This is a genomic window from Vibrio litoralis DSM 17657 (assembly GCF_000426765.1).
GTDB classification, from domain to species: Bacteria; Pseudomonadota; Gammaproteobacteria; order Enterobacterales; family Vibrionaceae; genus Vibrio; species Vibrio litoralis.
In genome coordinates, this window is the sequence record NZ_AUFZ01000005.1 from 22,053 (window position 1) to 40,894 (window position 18,842).

General features: G+C 38.1%; 23 protein-coding genes. 11 read left to right on the forward strand and 12 right to left on the reverse strand.

The genetic code is table 11. The features are described from left to right. Positions 1–125: 125 nt before the first annotated feature. Complete coding sequence (locus tag K358_RS0102100; RefSeq protein ID WP_027695274.1) at positions 126–1,094, reverse strand: tripartite tricarboxylate transporter substrate binding protein; 969 nt, start codon at positions 1,092–1,094, stop codon at positions 126–128. 364 nt (positions 1,095–1,458) lie between these two features. Between K358_RS0102100 and vxrA the strand changes: the two genes are divergently transcribed. Genes vxrA through K358_RS18935 form a run of 4 tightly spaced genes read left to right on the forward strand, consistent with a single transcriptional unit; the run spans position 1,459 to position 4,581 of the window. Then, positions 1,459–2,874, forward strand: a complete 1,416-nt coding sequence (gene vxrA / locus K358_RS0102105; RefSeq protein ID WP_038149535.1) for a sensor histidine kinase VxrA — start codon at positions 1,459–1,461, stop codon at positions 2,872–2,874. Further along, positions 2,849–3,505, forward strand: a complete 657-nt coding sequence (gene vxrB, locus K358_RS0102110; protein WP_027695276.1) for a response regulator transcription factor VxrB — start codon at positions 2,849–2,851, stop codon at positions 3,503–3,505. Before vxrA ends, vxrB begins: the two co-directional genes overlap by 26 nt. A 28-nt stretch (positions 3,506–3,533) precedes the next feature. After that, entirely contained in the window at positions 3,534–4,394 is an 861-nt protein-coding gene (locus K358_RS0102115; protein ID WP_038149515.1) for a DUF2861 family protein, read from the forward strand. Between the two features lie 34 nt (positions 4,395–4,428). Next, complete coding sequence (locus K358_RS18935; RefSeq protein ID WP_083962729.1) at positions 4,429–4,581, forward strand: YoaH family protein; 153 nt, start codon at positions 4,429–4,431, stop codon at positions 4,579–4,581. An 83-nt stretch (positions 4,582–4,664) separates the two neighbouring features. Here the strand turns inward: K358_RS18935 and K358_RS19175 are convergent, their stop codons facing one another. Beyond that, positions 4,665–4,841, reverse strand: coding sequence for a hypothetical protein (locus K358_RS19175; RefSeq protein WP_156888673.1), 177 nt, complete (start codon positions 4,839–4,841; stop codon positions 4,665–4,667). 109 nt (positions 4,842–4,950) lie between these two features. After that, entirely contained in the window at positions 4,951–5,814 is an 864-nt protein-coding gene (hdfR, locus tag K358_RS0102130; RefSeq protein ID WP_027695278.1) for an HTH-type transcriptional regulator HdfR, read from the reverse strand. A 173-nt stretch (positions 5,815–5,987) separates the two neighbouring features. Between hdfR and K358_RS0102135 the strand changes: the two genes are divergently transcribed. Beyond that, positions 5,988–6,338 (forward strand): MaoP family protein, encoded by a 351-nt coding sequence (locus tag K358_RS0102135; RefSeq protein ID WP_027695279.1) that lies wholly within the window; start codon positions 5,988–5,990, stop codon positions 6,336–6,338. Positions 6,339–6,768: 430 nt separating this feature from the next. Here K358_RS0102135 and K358_RS0102140 read toward each other — a convergent pair whose 3' ends face one another. Continuing rightward, on the reverse strand, positions 6,769–7,530 hold the full coding sequence (locus K358_RS0102140; protein ID WP_027695280.1) for a DsbA family protein: 762 nt from the start codon (positions 7,528–7,530) through the stop codon (positions 6,769–6,771). Between the two features lie 211 nt (positions 7,531–7,741). Here K358_RS0102140 and K358_RS0102145 point away from each other — a divergent pair, with 211 nt between their 5' ends. From K358_RS0102145 to K358_RS0102160, 3 genes are all read left to right on the forward strand, one after another. After that, on the forward strand, positions 7,742–8,077 hold the full coding sequence (locus K358_RS0102145) for a hypothetical protein (protein WP_027695281.1): 336 nt from the start codon (positions 7,742–7,744) through the stop codon (positions 8,075–8,077). 438 nt (positions 8,078–8,515) lie between these two features. Then, positions 8,516–8,893 carry a DUF3653 domain-containing protein gene (locus K358_RS0102155; protein ID WP_027695282.1) on the forward strand — a complete coding sequence of 126 codons (378 nt, stop codon included), beginning with the start codon at positions 8,516–8,518 and terminating at the stop codon, positions 8,891–8,893. Continuing rightward, positions 8,890–9,276: a hypothetical protein gene (locus K358_RS0102160; protein WP_027695283.1), complete on the forward strand. Its 387-nt coding sequence runs from the start codon at positions 8,890–8,892 to the stop codon at positions 9,274–9,276. Before K358_RS0102155 ends, K358_RS0102160 begins: the two co-directional genes overlap by 4 nt. A gap of 238 nt (positions 9,277–9,514) precedes the next feature. On the opposite strand, the gene K358_RS17920 is transcribed toward K358_RS0102160, so the two are convergent. The 7 genes from K358_RS17920 to K358_RS0102195 form a co-directional block, all read right to left on the reverse strand. Continuing rightward, positions 9,515–10,846 carry a zonular occludens toxin domain-containing protein gene (locus K358_RS17920; protein ID WP_038149537.1) on the reverse strand — a complete coding sequence of 444 codons (1,332 nt, stop codon included), beginning with the start codon at positions 10,844–10,846 and terminating at the stop codon, positions 9,515–9,517. After that, complete coding sequence (locus tag K358_RS0102170; RefSeq protein ID WP_027695284.1) at positions 10,846–11,205, reverse strand: DUF2523 family protein; 360 nt, start codon at positions 11,203–11,205, stop codon at positions 10,846–10,848. Before K358_RS0102170 ends, K358_RS17920 begins: the two co-directional genes overlap by 1 nt. A 65-nt stretch (positions 11,206–11,270) precedes the next feature. Further along, positions 11,271–12,638, reverse strand: a complete 1,368-nt coding sequence (locus K358_RS0102175) for a virulence factor TspB C-terminal domain-related protein (RefSeq protein ID WP_027695285.1) — start codon at positions 12,636–12,638, stop codon at positions 11,271–11,273. Between the two features lie 146 nt (positions 12,639–12,784). Beyond that, a complete protein-coding gene (locus K358_RS0102180) occupies positions 12,785–12,997 on the reverse strand; it encodes a major capsid protein (protein WP_027695286.1) in 213 nt (70 codons plus the stop codon). Positions 12,998–13,307: 310 nt separating this feature from the next. Beyond that, positions 13,308–13,586, reverse strand: coding sequence for a hypothetical protein (locus tag K358_RS17925; protein WP_051241139.1), 279 nt, complete (start codon positions 13,584–13,586; stop codon positions 13,308–13,310). Between the two features lie 11 nt (positions 13,587–13,597). Continuing rightward, positions 13,598–15,151 carry a phage/plasmid replication protein, II/X family gene (locus K358_RS17930; protein WP_038149516.1) on the reverse strand — a complete coding sequence of 518 codons (1,554 nt, stop codon included), beginning with the start codon at positions 15,149–15,151 and terminating at the stop codon, positions 13,598–13,600. A gap of 2 nt (positions 15,152–15,153) precedes the next feature. Next, entirely contained in the window at positions 15,154–15,474 is a 321-nt protein-coding gene (locus K358_RS0102195) for a hypothetical protein (protein ID WP_027695287.1), read from the reverse strand. Positions 15,475–15,665: 191 nt separating this feature from the next. Here K358_RS0102195 and K358_RS0102200 point away from each other — a divergent pair, with 191 nt between their 5' ends. After that, positions 15,666–16,034 carry a DUF3693 domain-containing protein gene (locus K358_RS0102200; protein WP_027695288.1) on the forward strand — a complete coding sequence of 123 codons (369 nt, stop codon included), beginning with the start codon at positions 15,666–15,668 and terminating at the stop codon, positions 16,032–16,034. Between the two features lie 115 nt (positions 16,035–16,149). Here K358_RS0102200 and K358_RS18755 read toward each other — a convergent pair whose 3' ends face one another. Beyond that, entirely contained in the window at positions 16,150–16,560 is a 411-nt protein-coding gene (locus K358_RS18755; RefSeq protein ID WP_051241140.1) for a hypothetical protein, read from the reverse strand. Between the two features lie 219 nt (positions 16,561–16,779). Between K358_RS18755 and ccoN the strand changes: the two genes are divergently transcribed. After that, positions 16,780–18,210, forward strand: coding sequence for a cytochrome-c oxidase, cbb3-type subunit I (gene ccoN / locus K358_RS0102210; protein WP_027695289.1), 1,431 nt, complete (start codon positions 16,780–16,782; stop codon positions 18,208–18,210). Positions 18,211–18,222: 12 nt separating this feature from the next. Beyond that, entirely contained in the window at positions 18,223–18,840 is a 618-nt protein-coding gene (gene ccoO / locus K358_RS0102215) for a cytochrome-c oxidase, cbb3-type subunit II (protein WP_027695290.1), read from the forward strand. Positions 18,841–18,842: the final 2 nt, after the last annotated feature.

The window sequence follows — 18,842 nt, forward strand, 5'->3', positions numbered from 1 at the left end:
CAGTTAACCATCTACATGAGTAGCGATGCACAATAGTCATCTGTTAGTTAACCAAAGTGTACAAAGGAGAACGTTATAAAAATCAAATGCGGCAAATTGTGATTGTGCCTAATATGGAGACAATATTATTTTAAAAAGCCCAGTTCACGCATCAGATCACCGATCTGCTTCTCCTGTTCTTCAAGAAAGGCGGTAAATTCAGGACCAGCTTTGTATTCATCAATCCAACCGTTACGGTCACGAACTTCTTGCCACTCTTTAGTTGAGTACATCTTGTTTAAAGCTACATTCCATTGCTCTACTTTTTCTTTGCTCACACCAGGAGAAGCAAAGAAACCGCGCCAGTTAGCAAATACAGTAGGGTTGCCCATTTCTTTGAGTGTTGGAATATCAGGCGCGGTATCTAGACGTTTAGGGGCTGTGATTGCAATAATTCGAACTTGGCCACTTTTAGACAGTTCAAGTACTTCACCTAAACCCGTTGAAAGCATTTGGGTTTCACCGGAAAGTAGGGCTGCCATCGCTTTTCCACCTGCATCATAAGCAATGTAGCGAACCTTGCGCGGATCTTGGTCTTCCCCTTTAAAGGCTGCCGCAGCAACAAGGTGATCCATACTACCGCGAGCAGATCCGCCAGCGATTTTTAATGAACGCGGATCTTGCTTAAACAAATCTACTGCTTGCTCCCACGTCTTGATGTCAGAGTCAGAGGCAACCACAAAAGCAGCATAATCGGCAATGGTTTCAGCGACAGGAGTCAGATCTCGAAAAGATTGTGGGAAAATACCGGATAAAGAACGAACTACAATAGGTGTTGAGTTAACCATTAGAGTATCTTGTTGGCGATCGGCAGTTTCGATCATATGAGCAATTGCCTTACCGCCACCGCCACCAGATAAATTCTGATAAGAGACATTTTCAACTATGCCTGACTTTCGTAATGCGTCACCCGTACTACGAGCCGTCATATCCCAGCCACCACCTGCGCCACCAGGAACAATAAAATGAATTTCTTTTATATCATTGGCAAATGCAGAGGTTGCAAATGCAGCGGATAGTAATGTAGCTGTAATTGAAGCGGTTAGCTTTTTCATGTTTCACGTCCTTATGTTCTTATAGTTATCTATTTCTATAATTGACTACCCAGTAATGCCGGGTTATTCGATCACGTGAATGAATTTAGAAGCTAGAAACGAGTTTTCCTATAATGGAGACTTAAAAAGGATATTGTTACTTATGACCATTTTGTTCATAAAAATCACAGTACAGTCTTTTTACTGAGTAAGGTATGCTCAGCTTTGAGGTAACTTTTAACCAAAGGTTACATAAACGTTAATAATGACTTAAAAATGACATGACAACTGGTTAGAACTGTTTTTTTGTGTAGTATGATACGCTCAGATATTTGTCAGATAGGATGATTACCCTTTGAAATTAACGCGATTTTTAATTTTGTCGATGACGGTGGTGGCAGGGGCAGCAAACGCCAATACGCTACCTGATCGTATCGAGCAATTTAAAAAATCGTTTGATAATAACCAGGCTACGGCTGTCTATGATTTACGGGTGATTCAAACGGACTTTCCTACCAGTTTATTATCACCAGATTCATTAATTCCTCAGACCGCAAAATATCCGCTGCAGGATATGCAACGCTTGTACAAATTGGCGACGACATGTAAGGGGAAATACCCTTTAAGTCCTTTAGTGACAGAGCCTTTAGTTTTTTCTAGAGCCTTGTGTAATGGTACTAACTTACCGATTAAATGGTTTATTCGTTCTGGAATGATCCATCCTGGTGGCGGAACTTATGCCGCACGCTATGCAGAAGCTCATCCTGAACGATATAAACAGTTATTGCCTTTTATGCATATTAAAGAAAGGCCAATTGCGGATGAGAATACTTTACTAGGTCGTTTACAAATAATGCCTTATGATTCGGTTTCTGCGTTGATTTCAGGATCAGAAAGCATTATCGCGGGAAATGAATTTTGGTTACGTAAAGGCATGCAATATTATGTCTTTGATCAAAAGGTGTTAAATACAAGGTTGCAAGAAGCAGAATTGATCGCGACACCTATTGGTCAAAGTGAACATTGTTACGTAAAAAGCGGCAATGTATGCTGGGACATGAAAAGTAACTCAGATACTTTATTTTACAGTATCTTAGCCTTAGGTATCGTTAATGTTATTCTAATTTGTGGGTGGGGTTATTCTCGTTGGCGAAATAAACGTAAAGAGCTGCGTAGTCGAATGCTGGTACTACAAATTTTAACTCATGAGCTTAGAACGCCTATTGCAAGTTTATCGCTTACCGTAGAAGGCTTTCGCCGTGAGTTCGAGCACTTACCGGATACTGTATACGATGAGTTTCGCCGACTATGTGAAGATACCCGTCGATTAAGACAGTTGGCCGAAGCGAGTAAAGACTACTTGCAATCGGATACTCAAACACTTGCGACAGAGTGGATTCCATCACTTGATGAGTGGTTAGAATATCGCTATGCGCAAGGTGAATTTAACATTGCTATTGAATTAAATCAGGATCTAGCCGTCAAAGTTAACATCTATTGGCTAGGGACCTGTGTTGATAACTTAGTAAGAAACGCATGTAAATATGGTGTTGACCCTGTGGTATTAAAGGCAACAACGTATTCAAATAAATTAGTTCTTGAGATAATTGACCAAGGACAGTTGACTAAAAAGGACTGGGCTAAACTACGTAAACCATTCGTGAGCAAAAGCGGATTAGGCTTAGGATTAACTATCGTTGAGTCGATGGTTGCACGAATGGGTTGCTCTTTGAGCTTAAGTGGCCCGCCGACTACATTTAAATTGGAGATTCCCTGTGAAACAGACACTGCTACTCGTTGAAGATGATCGCAATCTTGCTGATGGCCTATTGGTCAGTCTAGAGCAAGCTGGTTATGAGTGTTTGCATGTTGAACGTGCAGCCGATGTTGCATCCGTATGGGGTAAGGCAGACTTAGTGATTTTAGACCGTCAATTACCCGATGGTGATTCTGTTACCTTCCTAAATGATTGGAGAAATATTAAATCGGTACCCGTTATTTTGTTAACGGCGTTAGTTTCGGTTAAAGATAAAGTTTCAGGACTTGACGCTGGTGCAAATGATTACCTGACGAAACCATTCGCTGAAGCGGAACTGTTTGCGCGAATTCGTGCGCAATTACGTTCACCAGATGCAGAGGAAGATGGCAATACTATTACTGTAGGTGACATTTTTATCGATAAAACGACTCGTGATGTGAAATTTGGCGAGGAAATGATAGTGATGACTCGTACAGAGTTTGATCTGCTCGTTTTTCTGGCAAGTAATTTAGGTCGTGTGTTTACGCGAGATGAGCTTTTAGATCATGTATGGGGCTATAACCATTTTCCAACAACTCGTACCGTGGATACACATATTTTACAGCTACGCCAGAAGATACCTAGTATCAAAATAGAAACTCTACGTGGTGTCGGCTACAAGATGAAAGCTTAATAGAATAGATAACTGAGAGCGAACCGTTTTGAAGTTAAAGTACTCATTAATTACCCTGTCACTTTTTGCCGCTCCGATCTGGGCGGCAAATGACTGGTTTCTGGAGCAAACTTCGCTAACCAATGCTCATAAGTTTTTATTAGAAGGTCATCTTGAAGAAAGCTTTGATGCAATGATTCAAACTTGGCAACAAGAACCACAACAGCACATTGAAAGCCACCTTGATCAACTGTTATTAAAAGCACTTGATAAAGATTGTGGCCGCTCTTTTGATAATTCAAAATTGCCAACGTGGTTGAATAAACTTGCTATCCAACGTCAAGTGATACAAAGCCCTGGACGCTTAAGTTATCGATTAGAAATTGATGCTCAAACGGATAGAGATCTCGAACAAATTCTTTTTGTTCAATGGCCGGAACAGGTATTGATGTCTAATGTTGATACGCCCGAAAAAATTGATGATAAACATTGGCAATATCGCCAGCAGGCGGATTTAAATGCACAGTTAGATACCGGGTTATATAAAGTCAAAATCAAAACCAGCTTGGACGAAGAGTGGGAAAGTTGGATTTTACTTACTCACCCGAATAATAAACAGACAGTAAGATGGAGCTCCAAGGAATCTTGGGTGGTCGATAAAACTGCTTTACTGAATCGATATTGCCCACTACCGGTTATGGATGTTTCGCTTTATGGTGATGTGGATGGTGACTATACAGAGGTTTGGAATAAACAGTATGAATCTGATTATCCGAACCAAGTTCCTGATACTAAGCTTCCGATCGACCGCTATTTACTCGGGGTCTCTATTACCCATAAACGCTGGCAAGGTGCGATAGCCATTGAAGATAAGCAGGTTATAAATAAAGCTTTTGATATTACTGAATAAAGTAAAGCCCAACTTACTCTAAAAGAGAACTGATATGTTTGATGATTTACCAACACTTAGTCATGCTGAGCAACAAGCGGCAGTAGAAGAAATACAAAAGCTGATGGAGCAAGGGATAAGTACTGCTGAAGCAATTAGAATTGTCGCCCAGCGAATCCGCAGTGAAAAAGCAAAAGAAAGCGAGTGATTCTTACAGACTATAATGCACTATAACTAAATAAGTGGATAAAAATATAAGAGGGCATTCATCGCCCTCTATTTCATTACACATTAGTACAAATGGTCTTCGAAGTCCTCAGATCGTGGGTGGTGCTTATCCCTATGAGATTTACGCTTTGATTTGCTTTTTTCAATCAACTCACCGTCATAATCATCAAAATCTCGTCTGTTCTTCTTACCAGATAAACGAGAGCTATCATTCTTTAACCACTTATCCCAGTCGCTCATGTTCCTATCCAACTATCTAACGTCTTAAAGTATTTTAAGACAACTTAGAGATTATGTAATAACAATGTGACAGTAAAACGAAGTTTTTTTGATGTCAGCATGAAAGTTATTAATCATCAGAAGGTGTTCTCAACTCGAATGGAACCTCGGCTAATTGATTAATTAAATTCACTTTTTCGTTATCTTCATTCCAGCATAAATACAAAGACTGTTCCATAACAGGGGAATCTTCCACGATAAATAATTTTCCAGCATCAATATGTTTAGATACGACAGGCTCTGGTAAATAAGCTAGGCCCGTATTGGCGCTTAAAAACTTAACTATAACGTTACTAGACGCTGCATGTAATAGTGGCGTTCTTTGCAACTCGGCAATTCTCGAATGCTCAATCGAAAAACGAGTGCTCCAATCTAAGTAGGCTAATGGAATCGAAGGCAGTTGATTGAAATTCACATCTGGTTGTGTCGAAACTAATTTAAACTCGAAGCTAGCAACTTGTTTCAGCTTAAAGCCTTCGACTTTAGGTGGATCGCCTAATAGTGCCATATCGATACTTTTTTCCAATAAAGCTCTTACGATATCTTGACGACTGACAGACTCCATTCTGAACGCGACTTCAGGTAAAGCTTGATGAGATTCGTTAATCCAATCTGAAATGCCACCGAGCTCCCAAACACTGGAAGAAGCACCTAAGGAGATCTGCTCCATATAGTTTTCACTCAAAGAGACATCTTGCCTAGCTCGCCCCCAGGTTTGTAAAATAGATTCAGCATAAGGTAATAACCTTTCGCCAGCTGGAGTGAGGTGAACATTACCTCGTTGACGTGAAAAGAGCGGGCTGCCCAGTTGTGACTCTAGTTGGCGGATACGAAAGCTCACCGCTGATTGTGTGAGATACAAACTTTCAGCTGCACGACCAAAATGTCGCGTCTTTCCTACTTCTAAAAATGTCCTTAATAGCTCTGTATCCAAAGTTCACCTCAAAGGATTTGAAAAAAGTTTGATTCTTTGACTAATATGAAGACAAGAATATCGTAAAATGATAAAAAAATTTTATTAAATTGAACAAAATATTTTGTTGTACAGTTAGACAATAAACACCTATTTTCGCTGAAATACAAGTACCACAGTAAAAGAGTTGAAATATGAGAAACCTAGGAAAGTTTTTTGATAATAAACACTTTGCACGAGGCTTTAGCCGCTCTGGTGAGTTTACTATTAATGAAGCACAAATCCTCGAAAATTACGGTCGAACGATGCAAGGGCTATTCGAAGGTAACTTAACTCCTGAAGATGATGATGAGAAAGAATTCATCACTGCTTTTCAGGAAGAAGGAGGTGAGGGGGTTGCTAGTAAATATGTTCAGTGCTGGAAGAAGTATTTAAGCAAAACTCAGCGTAAGCGAACATATACACTCTGCAGCACGGTAAAAGGTAGTGCGTCATCCTATGACGATGATGATACCGATTCGGATGATCTACTGATAGATGATTAGAATCGAATACAGTTAAATTGAATTTCCCTAAGAGCCCACCAGAAATGGTGGGCTTTTTTTGTACTAATTATGCTCATCAGGGCACAACACTGTAACGAACTGGATAATTGTAACTTTTCTTTAACTGGTTGATTTTAAAGCTTCCTTATCGGTACGATTAAGCCTTATCTACGGATGCTTCAATTTAATAACATGTTACCCACAAAGTGTAATTAAAATACACAGTAAAAGATCGTGAAAATGTGGTGTGTAATTTTATTACAGACAGGAGGGCGGCAGTTGTGAGGGAAGCGGAAGCTAAATGGGATGGTTACACTGTAGCGTTCATGCCAAGGCTGGTGTGTGTTTTGGTTACGGCGTAACTTTATCTGTGTGAAAAATAGCGAATATGTTAAATTCGCTATTTCAAATTAGATGGAATGGATGGTAGTTATTTAGATAAGGTTTTTATTGCATTGGTTAATGATGCGACATCGGCGCCATTGATCACGTAGGTATTGTCAGTGGTCGCTCCATCGGTTGGCATTACAACTAAAGCCGGTGTGCCTTTAAATCCAAGTTGAGAAAATAGTTGTAAGTTCTTTTGATAGTTTTCCGTTGGCTTAAACTTATCTAGAGAAGCTCCCGCATTTTTAGCTTGAGTCTCCACAACGGCTCTGGTCAACTTACCTTCGTTTAAACCGCTTGCATAAATTCCATTATGATATTTCTCATATGCCTTAGAGCCTTCTTGAGCAAAAACTTCTAATCCCATTTGCGCTGCATATTTTGATGGTTCCCAACGATTTCCAAAAATTGGCGTTTCTTTAAAGATGAATCGCACATCCGGATATTGCTTCTGTAAGGATTCAATTGTTGAAGAAATTCGATAGCAGTAGACACATTGGTAGTCAAAGAACTCAATGACATTAACTTTAGCGTTTTTCGGGCCAGTAAAGGGGGTCGTTTTGTCGTTAATCAAAGCATTTTTATTTGCTAAGACAGCCGATTTTTGGGCATTGGCTTGTTCTTCTAATTGTTTCTGCTGCAGTTTTTGACTTGCTTTAACTAAAAATTCAGGGTGATCAACGAGGTATTGTGCGGCTATTTCACCAATTCTTGCTTCTTGTTCTGGTGTGAATGTTGCCGTGTTAGCAGCTGTAGCGCTATGTGTCACTGCGGCGATTACAAGAGGTAAAATAAGCTTTTTCATAAAGTTTCCAGTTTAAAAATAAGTGTTAGTTTGTTTAGAACCTTGATTTAACAACAAGTTCCATAATATGAAGGTTTCTCGCAATTACTTCTGTGAAATGTAAGTGCTTCTTAAATCTGAGGTTAGCATAACTAACTATTGAAGTAGACTTGATGAGGTCATTGAAACAGTGAAAACTTTGATTTTGTTAATCAATCAAGGTGTTAGTAGGATGAAATCACTCGTTATATTCTTTTGTATACTTATCATTAGTCCATCAGCCTTTAGTTACGATGACAGCCAACGATATAAAGTTGCGAAATTTTACAAGAAGAAAGCACAAGAAGCCGTAGATGATTCCGCTAAGCATTTAAAAGGTGAATGTAGGATCATGCTTTCAATGAATCATCTAGACCATAAGTATGCCAAGCTCAAACGAGTGAGAACCAATGGAAATAGTCAGGTGTGTAAGGTGGTAAAGAAAGAACTAAAGAAATACCGGAACAAAAAGATAGCTTATGATACACCTGAGAAGTTATTACGATTAACGATCACGACAGGTCATTAACTGATTGATAAATCAATAACTTAAAATAGTAAGTGTTGAATTAATAATCCGCCACATAGCAAAAGGTAACCGGCAAAAATCACCCAGGCTCGTAGTTGGTAAGCTAAAAGTGCTCCACAAAACATCATTGGCGGCATAGCAAAACCGAGTGGTAATAAATAAGAGCTATTCATGATCGGTTGGAAATCAAAATACCAAAGGTAAGCTAGCCATACCCAAAAACGCTAATAAAAAAACGCTACTTAAGATTGCAAATTTATCGCTTAAAGTTCAGGCAATAAAGGTGGAATTTTCAAGTTGTTAAAAGCGGAAACTCTACCTAGCACCTATAAATTAAGTGCGCATTACGTGGTGTTAGGTTAAATAAGTGATTGATATTATTGAAATTATAAGATGTGTGTCGCAAAATGTAAACCTCCTAAAATGGAGGTTTTTTTTATGGATATAAGTCAAAGGTCTAAAAGTAAGTTTTTTATAGAAATAACGTGCGGTTTATCACTCGAAAATGCAGCAAAATTATGTGGAAAAAAACCGAGCGAAATCACGGAATGGTGCAAAAAAGATACAATCCCAAGTGGATATAAGCGACTGATGCGAATGAATAGAAAGTTAGAATTGAGCAATGATGAAAATTGGATAGGCTTTAGAATGGAATCAGGCAGACTCGTTTTGCCCACTGGCGATAGATTAACACCACAACAGATTTTAATAGGTCATGCTTTGTTAGAAATAGGTGCTGAAAATGAACTAAAGACAATAACAAAAATGGCTAAAATCGCTAGAGAGATAGCAAGGATAAGGAACCTAAATAAGTGAAATGGATTTTAATATTGTGCAGTGTATTAAGCTTTAATGCCTTAGCCATATATAGCGATGATGAGATATATAAAGCATTAGGGATCGAACCACCAACACCAGAGATAAAAGAACTTGATCGACTTGGTAGTGAACTACTAAAAGGATCTTCGGAGTTCCTAAAAAAGTCAGAGTCCACAGGTAGTTGTAAGATAAATTTAAAATTAGTGAATGGTAGGTATAAAGGTAAAGCTATAGAGGGTTCAAAAGCCACATGCGATAGAGTGAAGTTCTACTTTGAGAATCTTGAGCTTGACGATGACATACTCAATAACAAACAAATGGGTAATATAAAAATAATAGTATCGGGTGAAGAGCCCAAGAGCCGAGTTTATATAAAGTAATCAAAATGGAACCATAAGCCGCTGTTAGAGATAGCGGCTTTTTTGCATCTCACGCTATAAATTATGAGGGTTGCAGTAGCATAAAGCGCCACTATTTAGGAAAGTCTCTGCGAGGCTCGATTCTTAAGTGAAAGGGGATGTTTTTTTGAGTGCATGAAGAATGCAGGTTTCCGCCCATTGGGAGTTAGGGCGGATGCAGTAAATTTAGTGGGTGGGCTTGGATGGCTTCGCCATGAATTTAATTACTAGCTAATAAAGTATCAGACTCAGTTAGTCTTTCTTCTTTTTCTTCAACTGGTACCCGTTTGTAAAATGGATTACAAGTAAGTGTGTATGTCATATCTCCAAGTTTGAGTAATGCAGAGCATCGAGTAACCGGTTCTATTCTTCCCCCAAGGTTTTCAGGATAAAAAACACTGTCTGATTCCACATTAGCAAAACTGTAATAGTAGGTTGCTCGTTTATCAGAATACTTAACGACTGAACCAGTTATATAAACATCTTTAAGTAATTGGCCAATAGCAGAATCTAGATTATTAACTGTTTTAGTCGATTTGGGTTTTGTGGGTATGGTGTCATCAATAGCATGCTCAGGAACTGGAGCATGTTGTTTATCTTTTGGTGAATCATCATGCTTACTTAAAAAATTAAAATAAAAGTGGTAGCCAAGAAAACAAAGAAGTAAAAGCAATGCGATTAGTAAAAATACAAACTTAGGTATCTGTAATTTATGAGTGTGTATCTCAGCTGACCAATAAACACCATAAAAATTTTTATTTCTCTTAACTAACGATTTACTACAACTCTTTGTAGCAAAGTAATCATCAGGGTCAAATTGTTTAGACTCTTGATAACGGGTAACACGTTCACCGCCAAAAGGGTTGTGATAGTGAACATGGCGACCAGTTAATCTACGAATATTAACATCCATAAGTTTAGGATCTTGTGTAACAAGATGAACGTCATATCCCTTATGTCTATGAGTTTCAAATTCTGAAATATGTTTAGGAACAGTAGGGTTTTTAGAATTGACTCCACGAGGAGGGAAAAACTGCTGACATTCATCAATAAATATTACTGAACGCTTAGGCAGTTCATACCAAAGCTTTGGATCTTCAAATTTAGTGAAATGAAGATTAAAAGTTTTAAGAGTTTCAAAGCTATAAGCGTCAGAACCTTTAAGGTTCTTAACCATTTCATTGAATTCAGATAATTGAGATTTTGAATAGCAACGACGAACCCAATAAAGCCAAGTTTCAAGATGATCATGATTTTCATAAAATTGAGAAAGGAAAGGTACATCATCAATAGTTAAGAATTCATCATCATCATGAACTTTACGCATAATTTTTAGGAGACGATTTTTTGCTTTTGAATTTTTCTTATTTAAGCGTGGGAAGTACCAACCATAAAACCAACCTGAGAAACTAGAAACAACGTCATAATCCAACATCAATAGAGGGACATTGTTGTAATAAAAAGGGCGGTCTTTATCCCAAGTCTTACAAAGTTCAACAAGAGAATTTAAAGTCTTACTTGCACCAGGTTTACCAGTTCTAAGATAAATCATTATGCACCCCAATCCATTTCTGAATTATCGCCGGGCTTTCTCCAAATGCGTTTACGAATATTCGCACGGCCAGAGATTGCAGACATACCTTTAAAAGTCAGTAGAGCAAAACCAGAAGATAGTGCAATGTTGATACCAGTAGGAATACCAACTAAACGAATCATTGTAACAATATCAGAGGGAAGACCTGAAAGGCTGTCAGTAACAGTAGATAGAACATTATCAAATAGAATATCAAAGCCGACATAAGAAGCCGTACCGAAACCAACAGCAAGAGCAGCACGAGTAACAACGGCGGTAATCAATTGAGGAAGTAAGGGAATAACAGTTAAAAACAAAAAAGCAATAATTCGAGCCATAGTAAGATCCTTTTGTAATCATCATACGCGGGCGCATTCGCTTTATCCCTGCGCATGATGATTGATTACATGTATTTAGAAATTAATAAGATGGAAGTAACAGAAGAAAAAATAATGATTAACGCTTTAATGATTACCGCCATATCACAAAAAGGTGTGTAATCAATTTCAAAGGTTGCGATGCCGGCATTAACAGACTTAGGAGCTGGGCAAGTAGCTGAAGTAGATAAACCCTCGCCTTTGGTGTATTTATTCATAACATTGGAAACATCAAGAGAACCTGCTTCTAATAGTTCATTAGGGTTTTCATCGATAAAGTTTTGAAGACCATCAGCAATTTGAGAACCGTCACCACCAGAAGATAAGAAGTCGTCCACTTCACAACGTTTTAACCAATCCTCTTTTGCGAGTTGGCAAATAACAGGGTGTGAAGAACAAGCGAAAGATTCACAAGAATCAGATGTAATTGAGTCACCAGAACCAGACCAATCACCACCGTCACCCGAAGAACTGCCGCCACCTCCACCGCCAGAAATGTTTTTAGTGTTTTCACTGATTTGTTTAAGGTAGCCAGTTTTAACTTGGTCGTAATCAATAGAGTGATTTAATGACTTGTTAATGTCAGTTAGTAAAGTGGCTTGATCATCAATAAGGCGTTTTAAATTTTCATTAGTGATTTGTTGTTCATAAAGATTTGTAGATTCAGCACCCGAAACAGGATTACCAGAACCATCAAGAGAACCAGAATCGATTCCTCCACCTGATAAATCATTTGATGGTGTATATTCACCACTATTTTCAAGAGGAAGATCATCGACCCATTGAGGATTAGAAGCATTGAATTCACAAGATTGACCAGAAGAGACCAAGTTAAATTGACAGTTATCAATTCCATTTTCATCAACAGTGCAAACAGTAACGCTGTCACTTGGACGAATAGTGGCAGAACAAGAATCTGAAAAACAAGATGATTTATTTTTAATTGAACTAGGACCATAAACATTATCAATAATGGTGCCAGAAGGATAACAACCATTTTCTTGTTTTTCCGGTAAGGGTTCATTGGGGATAGTATCGGCTATTTCATCGGAACATTGACCGTTTTGTGTTTCAAAGCTATGTGGAGATAAACAAACCTTAGAAAAATCTATTTTTACAAGCAGATAATGATTAGAGTTATTGGGAGTACAAGAAAAGCCTGAACCCGTACGAACAATAAAGAACGAGTCACCATAATTAGTTTCACATAGAGGATAGCTAGAAGAAGATTCAGCAAATTGTTTGCATTCATCACTATCTAAAGCCGTTCCAAGAACTTGACCAGTAGGATAATCTTCACATAAAACGCCATTTAATTTATCAACAATCTCAGCTTGAGAAACAAAAGAAACAAAACCCTGTATAGAGAATAGAAAAAATAAAATCCATTTCATAAATAACAACCCTAAAACATGCGTCTGACAGCATCAGTTAAAACGAAAAGGGTAAAAAACATTACAAGATCGTTGGGCGTGAGAAGCATGAGAAAATCCGTTTAAAAAAGGGCGATAAATCCTGATTCGCCCTAGTGAATGGAGTATTAGCCGAAAATTGCAGCTTTAGCCCATTTAAATACAATTGCCACACCTGCAAGAGCGATCATTGTTGTACCGATAGTTGTAATAGCAGTAGTGCCGTCAGTTTCAATCGCTGTGGTTGTAGCGGTTAAATCAATTGCTGCAAAAGTTGGAGTAGAAGCAACAGCAGCAACAGCACCAAATGCTAAAGCTTTCACGATAGTTTGTTTTTTCATGGTAAATTTTCCTTAATAACCAAGTTGTTTTAATGCCAGTCTAAAAACAAAAGACACAGCATAGACGGATGCAGCCGCACCAAATAAAAGAAATACATCATTTATTTCAAGTGTTGACTGCAAATCTGTTTCAGATAGCAAGTAATACCCATCACACGGAACGGAGCTACTAGAAACAAGATTCTTTGTGGTTTCATCAACTGTTACGCAAATACTCATTGATTAGCCCACCAATAAAGAAGACACCCTAGAACAAGTGCAGCTAACAAAGTTAGTTGTAAATAGGTTGATAGGGCATCTAAAGACATAATTAAGCAAGACCTATACAAATGTTACGAGTAGGATCTTCTGGATTTGGAGTTACCTTAAGCTCAACAGGTGTACCAAGTTCAATACCATCAAACTCATTGATTACATGATTAGCTAGCGGAATCTCTTTAATTTCAAAGCCAACACCAGATTGATTGAAAGATTCAGAATTAATCTCACGTAAAGGAACAGCGTAAGAGAGTTGGGCAAAGTCATAGGCGCGATTATTTTTTTTAGAAACACCGGAACGACGATAAGCGGCAAAAAATTGTACTTTCATAATTTAATCCTTTAAAAATAAGTTACAGGGTAGTGTTGTTTAAGGTTCATGTTTTGAAGTAATGGATTGAGTTTAAACAATTGGCTTTTGTGTCGTGTAAGCGACATTTCACCATCCGGCCAAACAATCAAAGACATTGATTCACGTGGACAGATAGGAATTTCTTTAAATTCTAATAATTGATCTAGTAATGGGTTATCTACCGAAATACCCAAGTTATCAGCAACAATTTGTGCAGGGTCTGAAGAAAGACCTACTTGATGAGCAAGACGATAAGCAACACCAAACTTATTGGCTAAATAGTTAGGCTGATTTGCGTAAGGTGAGACAGGTTCCTGATAAGAAGCAGGGCGTTGATTGTCGAAATCAAATTTAATAAGGGTAGATAATGGCATACGTTCACCTTGGTCTAAGTTTTGTAAGTCGCTTTTAGATAGGCCGATAGCTTTAAGTTCTTTGATATTTCTAGATAGAGTGGCCTTTGATGTATGTGCTTTAATTTCTTTATAACCACGGTCACAGAGAGACATGTAAAAGCGAAATATACGATCCGCTTTTGCGTAGCTGATATTCCCTGTTTTAGTGAAAGTAAAATAAGTTGTTCTTAATAAGTTCTTAATTTTTAAATCATTGTGAAGTTCAATTTCAGTGCCTTCAATGCATTCAAGCATGTCTTGAAACAGGTCTTTAAACATGAATTCACAGAAAGAATAACCGTTTAATTGTTCGAATTTTTCAGCGTGTCGAATACAAGCCCAAACACTACTAGTACCAAATAACCGTTTGATGTAACGCTTTTTACCGCGACCCTCAAAACGTAAACGATTCGCTGCAAAATCTTGAAGTTCATGGGTAGAAAGCTCATTGATGACACGATTAAAACGACCAGTGCGATCACGTTTAGCCAGTTGTTTTAGTTCTTTAAGTTGGTTTTGAATCTCATCATCTTTCGAATAGATAACTAGAGTCTTAGCCCGTCCAACGTCTGAATTTTCTTTAGTGCCACGGGAGAAATAAACGGAGGTTTTGAAATCAGATTGGTTAGACGGGCGAAGATATTTATGTGAGATGTTAGAGAAAGATTGAATAGCTTGGCGAAGTGCATCACGGCTAGGCATTTGAATAGAATAAGTAGAATCTATTCGTGCATACTCAGCGTTTGGAAGATCTAATGCGTGAAATAATTGAGGATTAGATTCTTCAATAGACTTTAGAAAGTGTTCAGTGCAAACACGGAGATTATCAGAGCCGTATACGTTGTGACCTTGCATAACTTTAGCAGGTGAAGCTTTAACACGAACGTAAGCCCAAGGAACATTAGACATGAAATTAGCATCAAACACTTTAACAGCAATGTTAGTGTAAGAACTAGGAAGTGAAGCCCAAGGAGCGTAGAGCTGATTGAGTGACATTGTATTACCATCAATATCAAACTCTACATCACCAGAAGATACTTTGAAGCCAGTAATAGATTGAAGTTTCTTGAAATCAACAAAGCCCAAACCATCAGATTCAGTTACGAATTCCGGTTTTAGTGGGATTGTGAGTTCAAGAAAGTCGTACATAATTAACCTTTTGAATTAAGTAAAAAGTCAAAAGGAAATACAGAATTGAACAAATTTACTTCACGATTTTCTAACCAAAAAAAGTTTTTATCGATACGAAGTAAAAAGGTTCTTTTAGATGGAGGTAAACGATCACCGAACTTATTGAAATTTTCTAATAATTGAATATCTGAATATCTAAATACTGGAGTGTAAATAGGTTCTCTATTATTAAAAGTCCTAAAGGTAACGGCACCTACTTTTCCATCATAAGTAGTAATAAAAAGAGAAAAATGAGAAAAAGTTCCGACAATTTTTGTTTCTATAACGATATCGCTTTTCATAATTAACACCCCTGAAATGTAATTTATTAAGCATGGAGGCGACCGCTAAAAGGAAGATTCAGGGTCGACCTCGTAGCGGTCTAATTGCAATAAGCTGCAACTAAAGCGAATCTTAGAACCAAAAAAATGCAACTGCAAGTACCATTTTTTCGCAACTTTTAAGCTAAAATAAGAAAAAAGAGGGTTTAAATATGTATCAAAAACAACTGTTAGAAGCCTATAAAAAGGCAAAAAAATACACACAAGATAAGCAAATAGCCCATGACTTGAACCTGAATAAGTCTAGAATCACTGAATTAAAGAAAGGACAACGCTATCTAACTGATAATGAAGCTGTTTTTTTAGCGGAAGAAGCAGGAATAGAACCAGAAGTGGCATTGTTAGCATGTCATGCGGATAGAAATGAAAATGAAAAGATAAAAGCACTATGGGAACATATTGCAAAAAAGTTTAATAGTGTCGAATTTGCAAAGTTATCAATGGTTTGCGGTTCATTCGTGGCACTGTTAAATACTGTTAATCAAGGAATGAATGAGTGCGCATTACGTATATTATGTTAAATGGTGTGTGGCTTTACGTGGAATCTCCCTCATTTATTAATATGAATACCCTATTTTTGTATTAATAGAAGCCATTCAAAATGGCTTCTATTGCCATATATTACCGTGCTCAACTTTAATCAATATTACTGTTTAAAGTTATCCAGTACATATTTCCAGTCGGTGTTGAAATCGACCAACGCGAGTTATCTATGCTTGATGTTATTTTGATGTTGATCTGTTGTTCTAGTTGATGGCTTTTATTATCAAATGTGACTGAAGAGTTTAAAGTCAGACCCTGTAATTTAGTCTTACTATCAAATGGTTGAGCCAATATCGTAAGTGAATTATCGGTTTCTCTTTCAAAGAGCATTGAAAGCTCTATATCATCGACTTTTATTGTACAATTTTGATCTATTTGGCATACCGTATCAGTATGTTTATGTGGTTGGTGTTGAAATGTTCTCCACGTAAATGCTGTGGCTAATACGCTGAATATGATGAGTATTTGTACAAGTCTTGCTCTGGTGAGTTTCTCGGCTGCCATTACACTTTTATCCTATGCCACTTACTTCAAATTTTTACTAATTTACCTATATAACCTATTCTCATGTCAGGTATAGTAGGCAACGAAAATGTTACTTTTATTGAAAACCATTGTTATCGACTTATTTTTAATCAGTTGATGATGTGTGTTTGGGTGACATTACAACACTATTTTCGTGTTGATGCTATGTAGTTAATTATAATATTGGAAGCATTCAAGATGAGCCAAGAACATCAGCTTGAGCATAATTATAACTACACAGTCGTACGTCAATTCGCCCTAGTTACCATACTTTGGGGTATTGTTGGTATGAGTGTGGGGGTGTTAATTGCCGCTCAATTAGTTTGGCCACAGCTTAACTTTGATACGCCGTGGTTGACGTACAGCCGTTTACGTCCATTACATACAAATGCGGTAATATTTGCGTTTGGCACAAGTGCCCTATTCGCTGCATCATATTACGTTGTTCAGAGAACCTGTAAGACCCGCTTATTTGGTGGTTTATTAGTTCCGTTTACATTTTGGGGTTGGCAAGCCATTATTTTGGCTGCAGTGATCTCACTACCTCTAGGCTATACAACCAGTAAAGAATATGCAGAGCTAGAGTGGCCTATTGATATCGCTATTGCGATCGTTTGGGTTGCTTATGCAATTGTTTTCTTTGGTACTTTAATCAAAAGAAATACATCTCATATTTACGTGGCTAACTGGTTCTTTGGCGGTTTTATACTGACTGTTGCGGTACTACATATCGTAAATAGCATGGCAATCCCAGTTTCATTAGGTAAGTCTTATTCGATTTATTCTGGTGCTGTCGATGCGATGGTTCAATGGTGGTATGGACACAATGCAGTTGGTTTCTTATTGACTGCGGGCTTCTTAGGTATGATGTATTACTTTGTACCAAAACAAGCTGAACGACCAGTCTATTCTTACCGTTTATCTATTGTGCACTTCTGGGGTCTAATTTCTCTTTATATTTGGGCCGGTCCGCACCACCTTCATTACACCGCTTTACCCGACTGGACTCAGTCATTAGGTATGGTGATGTCTATTATCTTATTCGTTCCTTCTTGGGGCGGTATGATCAACGGTATTATGACGCTATCTGGTGCTTGGCATAAACTTCGTTACGATCCTATTCTACGTTTCTTGATTGTTTCTCTGTCTTTCTATGGTATGTCTACCTTTGAAGGCCCAATGATGGCAATTAAGACGGTTAATGCTCTATCTCATTACACTGACTGGACAATTGGTCACGTGCATTCGGGTGCTTTAGGTTGGGTTGCAATGGTTACCATTGGTTCTCTATATCACTTGATTCCTAAGTTATTTGGTCAAGAGCGAATGTACTCTATCAAACTGATCAATGTTCACTTCTGGCTTGCGACTATCGGCACTGTGCTGTACATCGTTGCGATGTGGATTTCAGGTGTGATGCAAGGTCTGATGTGGCGTGCAGTTAACGCTGATGGCACATTGACTTATAGCTTTGTTGAAACCGTTGAAGCTTCTCACCCATTCTACTTAGTTCGCTTTATTGGTGGTGTGATTATCGTGTCTGGTATGTTGTTGATGGCTTATAACACATACAAAACTATTTCTGCGCCAAAGGAAAGCTTGAAAGCTATTCCTCAACCGGCTTTATAGGAGGCTATGAGTATGAGTTCGAATAAGAATCGCCATTCAATAGTCGAAAAGAACGTCGGTCTATTGGCAATTTTGATGGTTTTCGGTATTAGCTTAGGCGCATTAGTTGAGATCACTCCTCTAATATTCCAAAAGCAAACGACTGAACCAGTTGAAGATTTAAAGCCTTATACTGCGCTTGAAATGGAAGGTCGCGATATCTATATCCGTGAAGGTTGTAGTGTTTGTCACAGCCAGATGATTCGTCCATTCCGTTCGGAAACAGAGCGTTATGGTCACTACTCTGTTGCTGGTGAATCAGTTTGGGAACACCCTTTCTTATGGGGTTCTAAGCGTACTGGCCCTGACCTTGCTCGCGTAGGTGGACGTTATTCTGATGAATGGCATCGTGTTCATTTAATCGATCCTCGTGAAGTTGTGCCAGAGTCTATCATGCCTGGCTATCCGTGGTTGGCGGAAAACACACTAACAGGTGAATATACTAAGCAAAAACTTGAGTTATTCCGTGATGATTTCGGCGTACCGTACACTGATGAGCAAATTGCTAATGCGAAAAAAGATGTTGAAGGGAAAACTGAGTTAGATGCTTTAGTTGCCTATCTTCAATCGCTTGGCCACTCGATGAAATAAGG

Excerpts from the sequence above, each read along its gene's own strand:
- K358_RS0102100 (WP_027695274.1), bottom strand. The coding sequence starts at position 1,094 with ATGAAAAAGCTAACCGCTTCAATTACAGCTACATTACTATCCGCTGCA.
- vxrA (WP_038149535.1), top strand. The coding sequence starts at position 1,459 with ATGACGGTGGTGGCAGGGGCAGCAAACGCCAATACGCTACCTGATCGT.
- K358_RS18935 (WP_083962729.1), top strand. The coding sequence starts at position 4,429 with ATGTTTGATGATTTACCAACACTTAGTCATGCTGAGCAACAAGCGGCA.
- K358_RS19175 (WP_156888673.1), bottom strand. The coding sequence starts at position 4,841 with ATGAGCGACTGGGATAAGTGGTTAAAGAATGATAGCTCTCGTTTATCT.
- K358_RS0102135 (WP_027695279.1), top strand. The coding sequence starts at position 5,988 with ATGAGAAACCTAGGAAAGTTTTTTGATAATAAACACTTTGCACGAGGC.
- K358_RS0102140 (WP_027695280.1), bottom strand. The coding sequence starts at position 7,530 with ATGAAAAAGCTTATTTTACCTCTTGTAATCGCCGCAGTGACACATAGC.
- K358_RS0102145 (WP_027695281.1), top strand. The coding sequence starts at position 7,742 with ATGAAATCACTCGTTATATTCTTTTGTATACTTATCATTAGTCCATCA.
- K358_RS0102155 (WP_027695282.1), top strand. The coding sequence starts at position 8,516 with ATGGATATAAGTCAAAGGTCTAAAAGTAAGTTTTTTATAGAAATAACG.
- K358_RS17920 (WP_038149537.1), bottom strand. The coding sequence starts at position 10,846 with ATGATTTATCTTAGAACTGGTAAACCTGGTGCAAGTAAGACTTTAAAT.
- K358_RS0102170 (WP_027695284.1), bottom strand. The coding sequence starts at position 11,205 with ATGGCTCGAATTATTGCTTTTTTGTTTTTAACTGTTATTCCCTTACTT.
- K358_RS0102175 (WP_027695285.1), bottom strand. The coding sequence starts at position 12,638 with ATGAAATGGATTTTATTTTTTCTATTCTCTATACAGGGTTTTGTTTCT.
- K358_RS0102180 (WP_027695286.1), bottom strand. The coding sequence starts at position 12,997 with ATGAAAAAACAAACTATCGTGAAAGCTTTAGCATTTGGTGCTGTTGCT.
- K358_RS17925 (WP_051241139.1), bottom strand. The coding sequence starts at position 13,586 with ATGAAAGTACAATTTTTTGCCGCTTATCGTCGTTCCGGTGTTTCTAAA.
- K358_RS17930 (WP_038149516.1), bottom strand. The coding sequence starts at position 15,151 with ATGTACGACTTTCTTGAACTCACAATCCCACTAAAACCGGAATTCGTA.
- K358_RS0102195 (WP_027695287.1), bottom strand. The coding sequence starts at position 15,474 with ATGAAAAGCGATATCGTTATAGAAACAAAAATTGTCGGAACTTTTTCT.
- K358_RS0102200 (WP_027695288.1), top strand. The coding sequence starts at position 15,666 with ATGTATCAAAAACAACTGTTAGAAGCCTATAAAAAGGCAAAAAAATAC.
- K358_RS18755 (WP_051241140.1), bottom strand. The coding sequence starts at position 16,560 with ATGGCAGCCGAGAAACTCACCAGAGCAAGACTTGTACAAATACTCATC.
- ccoN (WP_027695289.1), top strand. The coding sequence starts at position 16,780 with ATGAGCCAAGAACATCAGCTTGAGCATAATTATAACTACACAGTCGTA.
- ccoO (WP_027695290.1), top strand. The coding sequence starts at position 18,223 with ATGAGTTCGAATAAGAATCGCCATTCAATAGTCGAAAAGAACGTCGGT.